Origin of the sequence: Microbacterium sp. Ld4, from assembly GCF_045066555.1 — a bacterium.
In the GTDB taxonomy this organism is placed as follows: domain Bacteria; phylum Actinomycetota; class Actinomycetes; order Actinomycetales; family Microbacteriaceae; genus Microbacterium.
Genome location: NZ_JBISHE010000010.1, coordinates 50,462 through 64,858, shown reverse-complemented (window position 1 = coordinate 64,858; position 14,397 = coordinate 50,462). Strand labels below are relative to the sequence as shown.

Here is a 14,397-nt window from a genome sequence, read left to right as displayed (position 1 = left end):
GGTCAGCGCTCGAAGCCCTCGCCGATGAGCTCGATGAGCTCCTCGCGCTCCTCCACCGACAAGAAGGCTGCCGCGGCGGCGTTCAGCTGGAACGCCTCGAGGTCGGCGAGCGTGTACTCGAACGTGTCGGCCAGGAGGCTGAGCTCGCGCGTCAGCGACGTGCGGCTCATCGTGCGGTTGTCGACGTTCACCGTCACGGCGAACCCGAGCTGGTAGAGCAGGTCGAAGGGATGGTCCTCGAGCTGCGTGCCCCATGCGGCGATGGCGCCGGTCTGCAGGTTGGACGACGGCGAGAGCTCCAGGGGGATCTCACGGTCGCGCACCCAGCGCGCGAGAGCGCCGAAGCTGACCTGCACCTCGTCGCCCATCTCCTCGACGACGTCGAGGTCTTCGGCGATGCGCACGCCGTGTCCGAGCCGGAGCGCACGCCCGTCGATCAGTGCCGAGCGGATCGAGTCGAGGCCGGCAGCCTCGCCGGCGTGGACGGTCACCGGGAAGAACTCCGACGCGAGGTAGTCGAACGCGGCGCGGTGAGCCGAGGCGGGGAACCCGTCTTCGGCTCCGGCGATGTCGAAGCCCACGGCCCCGCGGCCGCGGTGTGCGACGGCGAGCTGCGCGATCTCGAGCGACCGGTCGGCGTGGCGCATCGCGGTGATGAGCTGGCCGACACGGATGTCGCGTCCCGACCGTTCGACGGCGTCCTCGCCCTCCTCGATGCCCTCCTGGACGGCTTCGACGGCCTCGTCGAGGGTCAGGCCTCCGGCGAGGTGCTGCTCGGGCGCCCACCGGACCTCGCCGTAGATGACGCCGTCCGCGGCCAGGTCCTCGACGAACTCCTTCGCGACGCGGCGCAGACCCTCGCGGTTCTGCATCACCGCCGTCGTGAGGTCGAACGTCTTCAGGTACTCGACGAGCGAACCGGAGTCGCTCTGCGATTCGAACCAGTCGGCGAGGTCGTCCGATGCGCTCTCGGGCAGATCGACACCCGCCCCGTCGGCCAACTCGATGATGGTCTGCGGGCGGAGCGCGCCGTCGAGGTGGTCGTGGAGCGACACCTTCGGCAGCGAGCGGATCGATGCGCCCTGAATCTCGGCGTCGCCATGCTGATCGATGGCCATGAGGGTCCCCTCGTCGTGTGTCGGTAGGTCAGGCGGTGATGCGCTCGAGCACGAGCGGAGTGGATGCCGGCGCCTCGGCGCCGATCTCCCACGCACCCTCGAGTGCGTCGGTCGCACGTGCGAAGCGCTTCTCATCCTCGGCGAGGAGGGTGAACAGCGGCTGACCGGCAGTCACCGTGTCGCCGGGCTTCACGTGGAGGTCGATCCCCGCGGCGTGGATGACCGGGTCCTGCGCACGCGCGCGGCCGGCACCGAGGCGCCACGCCGCGATGCCGAAGGGCAGCGCCTCGAGCCTGGTCACGACGCCGGATGCGGATGCCGTGACGGTGTGGGTCTCGCGGGCGACCGGCAGCGCGGCATCCGGGTCGCCGTCCTGCGCGCGGATCATCGCCCGCCAGCTGTCCATGGCGCGCCCGTCCTTCAGCGCGGCCTCCACGTCGGCATCGGGCTGGCCGGCGAGGGCGAGCATCTCCCGGGCCAGAGCGACGGTGAGCTCGATGATGTCGGCGGGACCGCCGCCGGCGAGCACCTCGACCGATTCGCGCACCTCGTTGGCGTTGCCGATCGCGAGCCCCAGCGGCGTGTTCATGTCGGTCAGCAGGGCCGTCGTCGCGACACCCGAGTCGGTGCCGAGGGCGACCATCGTGCGGGCGAGTTCGCGCGCCTTGTCGACGTCCTGCATGAAGGCGCCGGAGCCGAACTTCACGTCGAGCACGAGAGAGTCGGTGCCCTCGGCGATCTTCTTCGACATGATGCTCGAGGCGATCAGCGGGATCGCCTCGACCGTGCCGGTGACGTCACGGAGCGCATACAGGCGCTTGTCCGCGGGGGCGAGACCGGAGCCGGCGGCGCAGATGACCGCGCCGACCGTGCGCATCTGCTCGATCATCTCCTCGTTGCTGAGGGCGGCGCGCCATCCGGGGATCGCCTCGAGCTTGTCGAGCGTGCCGCCGGTGTGGCCGAGGCCACGACCCGAGAGCTGCGGCACGGCCACGCCGAACGCGGCCACGAGGGGCGCGAGCGGGAGGGTGATCTTGTCTCCCACACCGCCGGTGGAGTGCTTGTCGACGGTGGGCTTGCCGAGACCGGCGAAGCTCATCCGCTCACCCGAGGCGATCATCGCCTCGGTCATGACGCGGATCTCGTCGCGGTTCATCCCGTTGAGGAGCACCGCCATGGCGAAGGCCGCCATCTGCGAGTCCGCGACGTACTCGCGCGTGTACGCGTCGATCATCCAGCGGAGTGCGTCCTCGGGGACGGCCCGGCCGTCGCGCTTGGCGCGGATGACGTCGACGGCGTCGAAGGCCTCGACCGCGCTCATCGTGCCACCTCCAGGTCACGAGGACCGAAGGCATCCGGAAGGACCTCGTCGATCGTCCGGATGCCCGACACCGTCTCGAGCAGCATGCCCGGGAGGGCGAACTCGTTGAGGAGCTGACGGCACCGGCCGCACGGCATGATCGTCTCGCCGTCGTTGTTGACGCAGACGAAGGCAACGAGCTCGCCGCCACCCGTCATGTGCAGGTCGCCGACGAGGGCGCACTCGGCGCACAGGCCCACTCCGTATGACGCGTTCTCGACGTTGCAGCCGGAGACGATGCGTCCGTCGCTGACGAGGGCCGCGGCCCCCACCCGGTAGCGGGAGTAGGGCGCGTAGGCCTTCTGCATGGCGTCGACGGCTGCAGCGCGCAGCTCGTCCCAATCGATGTCGGTCACTGTCATCCCTTGATGTACGGCTTGCCGGATGCCGCGGGCCCACGGATCTGACCGGCGAAACCGGCGACCGCGAGGATCGTGACGACATACGGGAGCATGAGCATGAACTCGCTCGGAATCGGCGTCTTCAGAACCGTGAGCAGGTTCTGGAGGGTCGTGGCGAAACCGAACAGGAGGGCCGCGAGCGCGGCCCGGATCGGGTCCCAGCGACCGAAAATGACGGCAGCAAGGGCGATGAAGCCGAGACCGGCGGTCATCTCCTTGCCGAACTGGGGAACCGAGACGAGCGTGAAGTACGCGCCGCCGATGCCGGCGATGGCGCCGGCGAGCGAGACGTTCCAGAACCGGAGGCGGTTCACGTTAATGCCCACCGTGTCGGCGGCCTGCGGGTGCTCGCCGACCGCGCGGAGGCGGAGACCCCAGCGCGTGCGGTAGAGGCCCCAGGCGACCACGGCCACCGTGAGGAACATGAGGTAGACGATGAACGTCTGGTTGAAGAGCACGGGTCCGATGATCGGGATCTCGCTGAGCAGCGGGATCTCGATGCGGCTGAACCGGATGGGCGAGTTGAGCTGCTCTTCGTTCGGCACCAGGAGCGCGCCGTACAGGAAGCCCGTGAGGCCGGTCACGAGGACGTTCAGGACGACACCGACGATGACCTGCTCCACGAGGTACTTGATCGCGAAGGCGGCCAAGACGAACGCGACCAGGACGCCGCCGATCATGGCGCCGATGAGGCCGACGAACGGGTTGCCCGTGATGCTCGACAGCATCGCCGCGGAGAACGCTCCGAGCAGCAGCTGCCCTTCGATGGCCACGTTCACGACGCCCACGCGTTCGCCGATGACGCCGCCCAGCGCGCCGAAGACGAGCGGCACGGACAGCGAGATCGCACCGGCGAGCAGCCCCGTCACGGGAACGAGCCCGTCGGCCGCCGCCCAGGTGAGGAGCGCGAAGACGCCCAGCAGACTGAAGGCGATCGAGAGCCAGAGCGGCGATCGCCGATACGAATACCCGTTCCACACGGCGAGCGCCGCGAGGACGGCGAGGATCGCGACCGTGATCCAGGCTGTCGGCGCGGTGGGCACCTCGAGGTTGGGCAGTGCGATCGAGGATGCCGCGTCGCCGAGTCGGAAGGTGCTCGTCCCCGTGCGGGGCGCGACGAAGAAGAGACCGGCGAGGAAGACCGTGACGACGGCGAGGACGATCGGGAGCTTCAGCTGTCGCCGCTTCACCGTCGCGAGCTGGATGGCCCCGTCGGGGGCCGTGGTGGGAGCGAGTCCGCTCATGCGGTCACCGCCTTCTTCGCGGCCTTCGCGCGCGCCTTGGCTGCCTTCTCGGCATCGGTCTTGGGCAGGAAGAACACGCTGCGCAACAGGGGCGGCGCAGCGATGAACAGCACGATCAGCGACTGCACGACGAGCACGATGTCGACGGGGATGCCCTGCGCCTGCATCGCGAACGAGCCCGCCTTCAGCGCTCCGAAGAGGATGCCGGCGCCGAAGACGCCCCACGGGCGACTGCGACCCAGGAGGGCGACGGTGATCGCGTCGAACCCGATGCCGGCGTCGATGGTGCCGGTGAACCCGGTGGTCACGGAGCCTTGGATCTGGTTCATGGCGGCGAGCCCGGCGAGCCCACCTGCGAAGAGCATCGCGTAGATGTAGACCCGGTCGACGCTGATGCCCGCAGCGCGTGCGGCGTGGGGGTTCTCCCCCACCGCGCGGATGCGCAGGCCCAGGCTCGATCGTTCGATCACCCACCAGACGACGGCGGTCGCGATGATGACGATGACGAACCCCCAGTCGAGGAGGGGGAACTGGGCGCCGATGAGCTGCGGGAACTGTGCCGATTCGGGAGTGGCCGCCGTCACGGGCTGATTGGTGCCCGGCTTCTGCAGCAGTGAGGGCGTCCGGATCATCCACAGCACCAGGTAGTAGGCGATGTAGTTGAGCATGATCGTCAGGATCACCTCGTGCGCGCCGGTGCGCGCCTTCAGAAGCCCGACGATCCCGCCCCACAGAGCGCCCGCGATGATACCGACGGCGAGGGTGAGCGGCAGGTGCAGCCACATCGGCAGATCGACGTTGAACGTCACCAGGGCGGCGAACCCCGCGGCGATGAGCATCTGACCGCGCGCGCCGATGTTGAAGAGGCCGGCGCGGAAGGCGAAGGCCACACCGAGTCCGGCGGCGATCAGCGGAGCGGCGAAGCCCAGCGAGTTCGTGAGCGGGCGGATCTGCAGCGCGAATTCGTCGACGGTGAAGTTGAAGACGGACCCTCGGAACAGAGCGGCGTATCCGTTGGCGATCGAGTTCCAGATCGCGATGAGGGTGTCGGTGGGACGCGCGAAGAAGTAGCCGGCCGTCTCCTGCACCTCGTCGTTGGTGGCGGCGATCAGCACGCCACCGGCGACCAGCGCGAGGACGATCGCGAGCGCCGTGGTCACGGCACTGCCGCGCAGGAGCTCCTTGATGAAGACGTTGGCGCGCGGCGGCTCGGGGATCTCCCCACCGGTCAGCGGGCCCGACGCATGCGGCAGCTGGGGGTCTGAGACGCTCCGCGTCGAGTCGTCGGCTCCAGGCATCGAACCGCTCATGCGGCCACCTCCGGGTCGGTCGCGCCGGCCATCATGAGGCCGAGGATGTCGCGGGGCGTGTCGGCGGGGACGATACCGATGATCGAACCCCGGTACATGACCGCGATCCGATCGGCCAGCGCCGTGACCTCGTCGAGCTCTGTCGAGACGACGACGACGGGAACGCCCGCGTCCCTCGTTTCGATGATCCGCTTGTGGATGAATTCGATGGAGCCGACGTCGACGCCACGGGTCGGCTGAGCCGCGATGAACAGCCGCAGCTCGCGGCTCATCTCGCGGGCGATGACGACCTTCTGCTGGTTACCGCCCGACAGCGTTCCGGCGGGGACGTCGGGGCCCTGGGTGCGGATGTCGTACTCCTGGATCCGCTCGCGGGCGAAGGCGTCGAGGACGCCACGGCGGATGGTTCCCGCGGTCACGAACTCGGAGTCGCTCGATCGGTCGAGGATGAGGTTCTCGGCGACGGAGAACGAGCCGACGAGGCCGTCCTCCGTGCGGTCCTCGGGGACGAAGCCGACGCCCTGGTCGAGGATCGCCCGGACGCTCTTGCCCACGAGCTCGACCCCCTCCAGCCGGATGGAGCCCTCTGTCCGCGCGGCCAGCCCGACCATCGCGTCGACCAGCTCGGTCTGACCGTTGCCCTGCACGCCGGCGATCGCGAGGACCTCGCCCGGGCGCACGTCGAAACTCACATCGTTCACGACGACGTGCCCCGACGCCGTCAGGACGCGGAGTCCCCGCACTTCGAGCCCGCCCTCTCGGGGGACGGCGGGGGTCTTCTGCACCGTGAGCTCGACGGCGCGGCCGACCATCAGCGACGCCAGTTCTGCGTTCGTCGCCGTCGGCGACGCTTCGCCGACGACCTTGCCGAGCCGGATGACCGTGATCCGGTCCGCGACTTCGCGGACCTCTCGGAGCTTGTGGGTGATGAAGACGATCGCCGTTCCCGCCGCGCGCAGCTGACGCATGATCGCCATGAGCTCGTCGGTCTCCTGCGGAGTCAGCACGGCTGTCGGCTCGTCGAACACGAGCACCTTGGCATCGCGCGACAGTGCCTTGATGATCTCGACGCGCTGCTGCACGCCCACCGGCAGATCGCCGACGAGGGCGTCCGGATCGATCTCGAACCCGAACCGGTCGGCGACCTCCCGCACGTGCCGGCGCGACGACGCGAGGTCGAGTCGGCCGAGCGCCTTCGTGTCCTCGTTGCCGAGCATCACGTTCTCGGCGACGGTGAACACCGGGATGAGCATGAAGTGCTGGTGCACCATGCCGATCCCGGACGCCATCGCGTCTCCGGGGCCTCGGAAGTGCTGGACGACGTCGTCCAGCAGGATGTCGCCTTCGTCGGCCTGGTAGAGGCCGTAGAGGACATTCATCAACGTCGACTTGCCGGCACCGTTCTCGCCCAGCAGGGCGTGGATCTCACCGGGCTGGACGACGAGGTCGATGGTGTCGTTGGCGACGAGGCTTCCGAATCGTTTTGTGATTCCACGGAGCTCGAGCTTCATATCTGAACCTTATCTTCGACCGCTGCGCCTTCGGGGGCGCAGCGGTCCATACACGGCGATCGGGGCGGACAGCACGCGCTGTCCGCCCCGATCGTCGAAGGGAATTACTGCTGCGGCGAGTTCTTCGACTCGACCGTGATGTCGCCCGCGACGATGGCGTCGCGGAGGGCGCTCAGCTCGTCGACGAGGCCGTCGGGGAGCTCGGCCTCGAAGTCACCGAAGCCGGACAGCTTGACGCCGTCGTTCTCGAGCGTTCCGATGTAGGGAGCCACGTCGAAGTTGCCGGCAGCGGCCTCGACCGTTGCGTCCTTCACTGCGACGTCGATCGCCTTCATGATCGAGACCAGCGTGATGTCGGCGACACCGGGGTCGGCGACCGCGAGGTCGGAGTCGACACCGAGCATCAGGACGTCCTCGCCACCATCGGCGATGGCGGCAGCGGCGCTTTCGTAGATCGGGCCGCCGACGGGGAGGATCACGTCGACGCCCTGGTCGAGCACGCCCTGCGCGGTCTGCTTGGCGGTGTCGTTCGCCGCGAAGCCTCCCGTGAAGCTGCCTTCCTGTCCGGCGACGTCCCACCCGAAGACCTGGACGGAGCCGCCCTTGTCCTCGTTGTACTTCTCGACGCCCAGCGCGTAGCCGTCCATGAAGACCGCGACCGACGGGATCTGCATGCCGCCGAAGGTGCCGACCTTGTTGACACCCGACTGCGCCGACCAGGCCGCGGCAGCGTAGCCGCCGAGGTAACCGGCCTCCGCCGTGTTGAACACGAGGGGCTTGATGTTCGGAGCGTCGGTCTCGCCGTTGAAGTCGTTGTCGGCGAGGTCGTCGATGATCGCGTAGTTGATGTCGGGGTTGGCCGTCGCCGACTCGACCGTCGCGGCCGAGAGGTTGAAGCCGACCGAGACGATGAAGGTGCAGCCCTGGGCAACGAGCTCTTCGAGGTTCGGGGCGTAGTCGTTCGGCGTCGTCGACTCGAGCTCGATGCCATCGACGTCCAGCTCCTCGAGAGCGGCGTCCATGCCCTCCTTGGCGGACTGGTTGAACGACTTGTCGTTCCAGCCACCCTCGTCCGAGATCAGGCAGGGCTTGAAGCCGTCGACGACCTCGGGCGCGCCTGCGCCGGGGGCGGCGGAGGACTCGGTTTCGGGTGCGGTGCCACAGCCTGCGAGAGCGGCGACGAGAAGCGCGGCGCCGGTGATGCCCGCGAGCTTCTTGGATGTCGAGATGGTCAAAAGTGCCTCCACGGAAGACAACCCGCGGACTTCGCGGGGGTGCGCACACGAAGTTACCGACTGTGACACGCGCGGTGCACGCTGATCGGGCCCGAACCGGGCAATGGTTACAAAGACGCAATCAATCCGTCACGCCACCGGCATCCTGCTCAATCTCCCCCGTCGGATCGGGCCCCGTTCGGGGTCAGAGCACGTCGCCTCGGCCGGTCATCTTTAGCGCGTCCACAACGCTCTTCACGCGCTGAGCGTGCTCGGCCGTCGTGACCAGGAGGGCGTCGTCGGTGTCGACGACCACGATGTCCTTCACGCCGATGATGCTGATGACCCGGCTGGTCCGCGAGACGACGATCCCGCTCGCCGCATCGGAGAGCACCCGCGCGTTCTCGCCGAGGATGGCAAGGTCGTTGCCGCGCGCGTTGGAGTTCAGCTTGGCGAGGCTCGCGAAGTCTCCGACGTCGTCCCAGTCGAAGTGGCCCGGGACGACGGCGAGCTTGCCCTTCTCGGCAGCGGGCTCGGCGACCACGTAGTCGATCGCGATCTTCTCGAGGCGCGGCCAGATCCGGTCGACGGCGGGTCCGCGCCGCTCGCGGTCGTCCCACGCTTCGGCGAGTTCCATGAGCCCAGCATGGAGAGCGGGATTGTTCGCCTCGATCTCGGCCAGGAGCACATCGGCCCGGGCGATGAACATGCCGGCGTTCCAGAGATAGGAGCGGTCGGCCACGTACTCCTTCGCGGTCTCGAGGTCGGGCTTCTCGACGAACCGCTCCACGAGCGACGCATCGCGCGCGCCGTCGACGACCAGCTCGGCGCCGCGCTTGATGTACCCGAAGCCGACGGCCGGCTCCGACGGTGAGATGCCGATCGTGCAGATGTACCCCTGGCGGGCGACTTCGACGGCATCCCGCACCGCGAACTCGAAGACGCGGGTTCCGCGGATGACATGGTCGGCCGCGAACGACCCGATGATGACGTCGGGATGCCGGCGGTGCAAGATCGCGGCCGCGAGGCCGATCGCCGCGGCGGAGTCGCGCGGCTCCGACTCGAGGATCACGTTCATGTCGGGGATGCCGGGGAGCTGCTCCTCGACCGCGGCGCGATGCGCGCGGCCGGTGACGACGGCGATCCGGTCGTGGCCGGCCAGCGGCTCGAGGCGATTCCAGGTCTCCCGGAGGAGGGAGTGCCCGGCTCCGGTGAGGTCGTGCAGGAACTTGGGCGCGTCGGCCCGGGAGAGCGGCCAGAGCCGCGAACCCACCCCTCCTGCGGGGATGACGGCGTAGAAGTCCTCGATGTGGTCGACCATGATCGAACCCTATCGGGGCCGCGCGGGCGCGCCCGTCTCCCGAGTTCTCTCGACGTCGAGACAACTTAGGCCTGCCTTCCTCGCCGAGCCCCGATTTGCGCCCGTAGGATGGGAGAGCGCCCGCGTGCGACGGAGGGCGACATCCCCTGATGCCGCTGACCGACGTGCACGAAGGGCGTCCCATCTCATCCAAGGGAGGACGACCGTGTCTGCACCAGCACGCGTCACACCGTCGATAGCTGAGACCACGTCGAGGACTCCGCGCGGCACGCTGTACCGCGGCAACGAGGGAATGTGGTCGTGGGTGCTGCACCGCATCACCGGCGTCGCCATCTTCTTCTTCCTGCTCGTCCACGTTCTGGACACGGCACTCATCCGCGTCGCACCGGACGCGTACGACGCCGTCATCGGCACGTACAAGAACCCGATCATGGGATTCGGTGAAGTCGCCCTCGTCGGCGCCATCGTGTACCACGCGTTCAACGGACTGCGCATCATCGCCGTCGACCTGTGGCCGTGGGCCACGCGCCACCAGCGTCAGCTGTGGTGGGGCGTGCTCGCCGTCTGGGCGGTCACGCTGATCGCCTTCTCGGCACGGCACATCCCGATCGTGTTGTCGCACGTCGGAGGAGGACACTGATGACCGCTGACACCCTCGCGGCTCCCCGCAGCCCGCAGAGCTCCCGCATCCGCAAGAAGGGACCGAACCTCGAGAAGTGGGGCTGGGTCTTCATGCGCGTGTCGGGCGTGGTCCTGCTCGTTCTGATCTTCGGCCATCTCTTCGTGAACCTGATGCTCGGTGAGGGCATCTCGGGCCTCGACTTCGCGTTCGTCGCCGGCAAGCTCGCCAGCCCCTTCTGGCAGTGGTGGGACGTGCTGATGCTGTGGCTGGCCTTCATCCACGGCACGAACGGCATGCGGACCATCGTCAACGACTACGTGACGAGCCCGAAGACCCGCCGCATCCTCGTGGTCGCCCTGTGGGCCGTCGCGGCCTTCATGATCCTGCTCGGCACGCTCGTCGTCTTCACCTTCGACCCCTGCATCCCCAACCTCAGCGACGGCAGTGTCGTCGCTGAAGTGTGCGCAGCCCAGAACTGAGTCGGGCGAGAGCCCGCATGCAGACGTACAGAACAGAGGCAACCCTCACGTGAGCACTCAGACCGCAGACACCGTCGTGAAAGACGGCGTGTACTACCACCAGTTCGACATCGTGATCGTCGGCGCCGGCGGCGCCGGGATGCGCGCCGCCATCGAAGCCGGTCCCGGCGCGAAGACGGCCGTCATCACGAAGCTGTACCCGACCCGCAGCCACACCGGTGCGGCGCAGGGTGGCATGGCGGCGGCGCTCGCCAACGTCGAAGAGGACTCGTGGGAATGGCACACGTTCGACACCGTCAAGGGCGGCGATTACCTCGTCGACCAGGATGCCGCTGAGATCCTCGCGAAGGAGGCCATCGACGCGGTCATCGACCTCGAGAACATGGGCCTCCCCTTCAACCGCACGCCCGACGGCAAGATCGACCAGCGGCGCTTCGGCGGCCACACGGCCGATCACGGCAAGAGCCCGGTCCGCCGGGCCTGCTACGCGGCCGACCGCACGGGCCACATGATCCTCCAGACGCTGTTCCAGAACTGCGTCAAGCTCGGGATCAACTTCTTCAACGAGTTCTACGCGCTCGACCTGATCACGGTGAAGGATGCCGACGGCAAGACCCAGGTCGCGGGCGTCGTCGCGTACGAGCTCGCCACCGGCGACCTGCACGTCTTCCACTCGAAGGCCGTCGTCTTCGCCACCGGCGGGTTCGGCAAGATCTTCAAGACGACCTCGAACGCCCACACCCTCACGGGCGACGGCGTCGGCATCGTCTGGCGCAAGGGCCTCCCCCTCGAGGACATCGAGTTCTTCCAGTTCCACCCGACCGGGCTCGCCGGACTCGGCATCCTCCTCACCGAGGGCGCTCGCGGCGAAGGAGCGATCCTCCGCAACGCCTCGGGCGAGCGCTTCATGGAACGGTACGCCCCGACGATCAAGGACCTCGCCCCGCGCGACATCGTCGCCCGGTGCATGGTGAAGGAGGTCCTCGAGGGCCGCGGCGCCGGCCCCAACAAGGACTACGTCTACCTCGACTGCACGCACCTCGGAGCCGAGGTGCTCGAGACGAAGCTGCCCGACATCACCGAGTTCGCCCGCACCTACCTGGGCGTCGACCCGGTCGTGGAGCCGGTGCCGGTCATGCCGACCGCGCACTACGCGATGGGTGGCATCCCCACCAACGTCGACGGCGAGGTCCTCGCAGACAACACGACCGTCGTCCCCGGGCTGTACGCCGCGGGCGAGTGCGCGTGCGTGTCGGTGCACGGCGCCAACCGCCTCGGCACCAACTCCCTGCTCGACATCAACGTGTTCGGCAAGCGCTCGGGCCGCAAGGCCGTCGAGTACGTCCAGACCGCCGACTTCATTCCCCTCCCCGAGGACCCCGCCAAGGAGGTCCGCGAGATGATCGAGGGCCTGCGGTCGAACCCGGGCACCGAGCGCATCTCGACCCTCCGCAAGAAGCTGCAGGAGGAGATGGACGCGAACGCCCAGGTGTTCCGCACCGAGGAGACCCTGACCAACGTCATGGGCACGATCAACGATCTGCGCGGGCGCTACCAGAACATCCACGTCGACGACAAGGGCAAGCGCTACAACACCGACCTCCTCGAGGCGGTCGAGCTGGGCTTCCTGCTCGACATCGCCGAGATCGTCGCCTACGCCGCCCGCAACCGCAAGGAGAGCCGCGGCGGCCACATGCGCGAGGACTACCCCGACCGCGACGACGAGCAGTTCATGCAGCACACGATGGCGTACCTCACGGGCGACCCGCATTCCGCGGACCCGGAGGACCACATCCGACTCGACTGGAAGCCGGTCGTGTTCACCAAGAACGAGCAGGGCGAGTTCAACTACCCGCCCATGGAGAGGAAGTACTGATGACCCTCGTCGCAGACTCAGCCGAGGCTCCCGTCGAGGAAGCCATCCAGTCGTACCTCGTCACGTTCATCGTGCGTCGCTTCAACCCTGAAGTCGACGCCGAACCGCACTGGGTCGACTACGACGTCGAGATGTACCCGACCGATCGCGTGCTCGATGCGCTTCACCGCATCAAGTGGGATGTCGACGGATCGCTCGCCTTCCGTCGCTCCTGCGCCCACGGCATCTGCGGTTCGGATGCCATGCGCATCAACGGCCGCAACCGGCTCGCCTGCAAGACGCTGATCAAGGACCTCGACATCTCGAAGCCGATCTACGTCGAGGCGATCAAGGGCCTGCCGCTCGAGAAGGACCTCATCGTCGACATGGACCCGTTCTTCGAGTCCTTCCGCGACGTGCAGCCCTTCCTCCAGGCGAAGTCCGCGCCGGAGCCCGGCAAGGAGCGCATCCAGTCGATCGCCGACCGCGCCGTCTACGACGACACGACCAAGTGCATCCTCTGCGCCGCCTGCACGTCCTCGTGCCCGGTGTTCTGGACGGACGGTCAGTACTTCGGCCCCGCCGCCATCGTCAACGCCCACCGCTTCATCTTCGACTCGCGCGACGATGCCGGTGACGTGCGTCTCGACATCCTCAATGACAAGGAGGGCGTCTGGCGCTGCCGTACGACCTTCAACTGCACCGAGGCGTGCCCCCGCGGCATCGAGATCACGAAGGCCATCGCCGAGGTCAAGCAGGCGGTGCTGCGCGGCTGAGCCATCGCCCCGCCGCCGGAAGAGCCGTGAGCTCACGCGACACCGACACCGACGCATCCCTGCGTGACCGCTGGGATGCGTCGGTTCTTCGTGGTCGGCTCGAGGAGCCGATCGAGCGGGCCACCGCGCTGACGCAGAAGACCCTCGCCTGGTTCCCGATCCGGGTGTGGCGTCATTTCCTGCAGCGGAACGGCTTCCTCCTGGCGGCCAGCATCAGCTACCAGTCGCTCTTCGCGCTCTTCGCGACGCTCTATGCCGCCTTCGCGGTGGCGGGCGTCTGGGTGGGCGGGTCAGAGCGCGCGATCACGGCCCTGATCCGTGTCGTCAACTCCTACATCCCCGAGTTCATCTCGGCGAGCGGTCCGGTGCACCCGGACGACGTGGCCACGGTGGCCCGGCAGAGCGGGAGCCTCCTCGCCGTCACGGGTGCCGTCGCCCTCGCCATCGCGATCTGGACGGCGATCGGGTTCGTGACGTTCACGCGTCGCGCCGTCCGCGACATCTTCGGACTGCCCTTCGACATGCGCAGCTTCGTGATGCTCAAGCTCAAGGACTTCGCGGCGGCCCTCCTGTTCGGAATCGCGCTGGTCCTCGGGGCTGCGTTCGGGCTGATCGCCGGGGGCATCGTCGCCGAGCTGTTCACCGTGCTGAACCTGCCCTACGCCTCGACGTCGGTCGACGTGCTGAGCCGCATCGCATCGGTGCTGGTGGGCTTCGCTCTGAACTCCGCCGCATTGGGATCGCTGATCCGCTTCCTGACCGGAACCTCCCTCCCCTGGCGATCCATCCTGCCGGCGTCGCTGTTCGGCGGCGCCGCTCTGAGCCTGCTGCAGCTGGGTGCCGGCTTCCTCGCCGCCTACTCCCCCACCAACCCGCTCCTGGCCACGTTCTCGATCCTCGTCGGGATGCTGCTGTGGCTCCGGGTGGCCGGGATCGTCATCCTCGTCAGCGCGTCGTGGGTCGCCGTCGCGGCCGGTGACGCCGACGTTCCGCTCGTGGCGCCGAGCGACGAGGACCACCGGAGCCGCGTGGAGCGCGCCCGCCGCCTCGTCGCCGATGCGGAGGTGCGCGATGCCGAGGTGGGCCTCGAAGAGGCGCACGGGTGGCAGCGGCCGGCAGCAGCGCTGCGCCTGCGCAGTGCCCGCCGGATGCAGCGCCGCGTCGACGCTCGACGTCGGTGACCGCG

13 protein-coding genes are annotated in these 14,397 nt (G+C 68.2%); 5 read left to right on the top strand and 8 right to left on the bottom strand.

Going from position 1 to position 14,397, the window contains the following annotated elements; all coding sequences use genetic code 11:
- Positions 1 to 2: 2 nt before the first annotated feature.
- The 8 genes from ACJJV7_RS06075 to ACJJV7_RS06040 all read right to left on the bottom strand — a co-directional run bounded on the left by ACJJV7_RS06075 (position 3) and on the right by ACJJV7_RS06040 (position 9,479).
- Positions 3 to 1,118, bottom strand: coding sequence for an adenosine deaminase (locus tag ACJJV7_RS06075; RefSeq protein WP_405373144.1), 1,116 nt, complete (start codon positions 1,116 to 1,118; stop codon positions 3 to 5).
- Between the two features lie 28 nt (positions 1,119 to 1,146).
- Positions 1,147 to 2,439 carry a thymidine phosphorylase gene (locus ACJJV7_RS06070; RefSeq protein WP_405373143.1) on the bottom strand — a complete coding sequence of 431 codons (1,293 nt, stop codon included), beginning with the start codon at positions 2,437 to 2,439 and terminating at the stop codon, positions 1,147 to 1,149.
- Positions 2,436 to 2,834 (bottom strand): cytidine deaminase, encoded by a 399-nt coding sequence (locus ACJJV7_RS06065; RefSeq protein ID WP_405373142.1) that lies wholly within the window; start codon positions 2,832 to 2,834, stop codon positions 2,436 to 2,438. Before ACJJV7_RS06065 ends, ACJJV7_RS06070 begins: the two co-directional genes overlap by 4 nt.
- Positions 2,835 to 2,836: 2 nt before the next feature.
- A complete protein-coding gene (locus tag ACJJV7_RS06060) occupies positions 2,837 to 4,123 on the bottom strand; it encodes an ABC transporter permease (protein ID WP_405373141.1) in 1,287 nt (428 codons plus the stop codon).
- Complete coding sequence (locus ACJJV7_RS06055) at positions 4,120 to 5,433, bottom strand: ABC transporter permease (protein ID WP_405373140.1); 1,314 nt, start codon at positions 5,431 to 5,433, stop codon at positions 4,120 to 4,122. Before ACJJV7_RS06055 ends, ACJJV7_RS06060 begins: the two co-directional genes overlap by 4 nt.
- Positions 5,430 to 6,944 carry an ABC transporter ATP-binding protein gene (locus ACJJV7_RS06050; RefSeq protein ID WP_405373139.1) on the bottom strand — a complete coding sequence of 505 codons (1,515 nt, stop codon included), beginning with the start codon at positions 6,942 to 6,944 and terminating at the stop codon, positions 5,430 to 5,432. Before ACJJV7_RS06050 ends, ACJJV7_RS06055 begins: the two co-directional genes overlap by 4 nt.
- A gap of 104 nt (positions 6,945 to 7,048) precedes the next feature.
- Positions 7,049 to 8,179: a BMP family protein gene (locus tag ACJJV7_RS06045; RefSeq protein WP_405373138.1), complete on the bottom strand. Its 1,131-nt coding sequence runs from the start codon at positions 8,177 to 8,179 to the stop codon at positions 7,049 to 7,051.
- 184 nt (positions 8,180 to 8,363) lie between these two features.
- On the bottom strand, positions 8,364 to 9,479 hold the full coding sequence (locus ACJJV7_RS06040) for a mannose-1-phosphate guanylyltransferase (protein WP_405373137.1): 1,116 nt from the start codon (positions 9,477 to 9,479) through the stop codon (positions 8,364 to 8,366).
- 205 nt (positions 9,480 to 9,684) lie between these two features.
- On the opposite strand from ACJJV7_RS06040, the gene sdhC reads away from it, so the two are divergent.
- Genes sdhC through ACJJV7_RS06015 form a run of 5 tightly spaced genes read left to right on the top strand, consistent with a single transcriptional unit; the run spans position 9,685 to position 14,392 of the window.
- Complete coding sequence (sdhC, locus tag ACJJV7_RS06035; RefSeq protein ID WP_405373136.1) at positions 9,685 to 10,119, top strand: succinate dehydrogenase, cytochrome b556 subunit; 435 nt, start codon at positions 9,685 to 9,687, stop codon at positions 10,117 to 10,119.
- Complete coding sequence (locus ACJJV7_RS06030; protein ID WP_405373135.1) at positions 10,119 to 10,580, top strand: succinate dehydrogenase hydrophobic membrane anchor subunit; 462 nt, start codon at positions 10,119 to 10,121, stop codon at positions 10,578 to 10,580. Before sdhC ends, ACJJV7_RS06030 begins: the two co-directional genes overlap by 1 nt.
- A gap of 49 nt (positions 10,581 to 10,629) precedes the next feature.
- On the top strand, positions 10,630 to 12,456 hold the full coding sequence (gene sdhA / locus ACJJV7_RS06025) for a succinate dehydrogenase flavoprotein subunit (protein ID WP_405373134.1): 1,827 nt from the start codon (positions 10,630 to 10,632) through the stop codon (positions 12,454 to 12,456).
- Positions 12,456 to 13,211 (top strand): succinate dehydrogenase iron-sulfur subunit, encoded by a 756-nt coding sequence (locus ACJJV7_RS06020; protein WP_405373133.1) that lies wholly within the window; start codon positions 12,456 to 12,458, stop codon positions 13,209 to 13,211. Before sdhA ends, ACJJV7_RS06020 begins: the two co-directional genes overlap by 1 nt.
- A gap of 26 nt (positions 13,212 to 13,237) precedes the next feature.
- Positions 13,238 to 14,392, top strand: a complete 1,155-nt coding sequence (locus ACJJV7_RS06015) for a YihY/virulence factor BrkB family protein (protein ID WP_405373132.1) — start codon at positions 13,238 to 13,240, stop codon at positions 14,390 to 14,392.
- Positions 14,393 to 14,397: the final 5 nt, after the last annotated feature.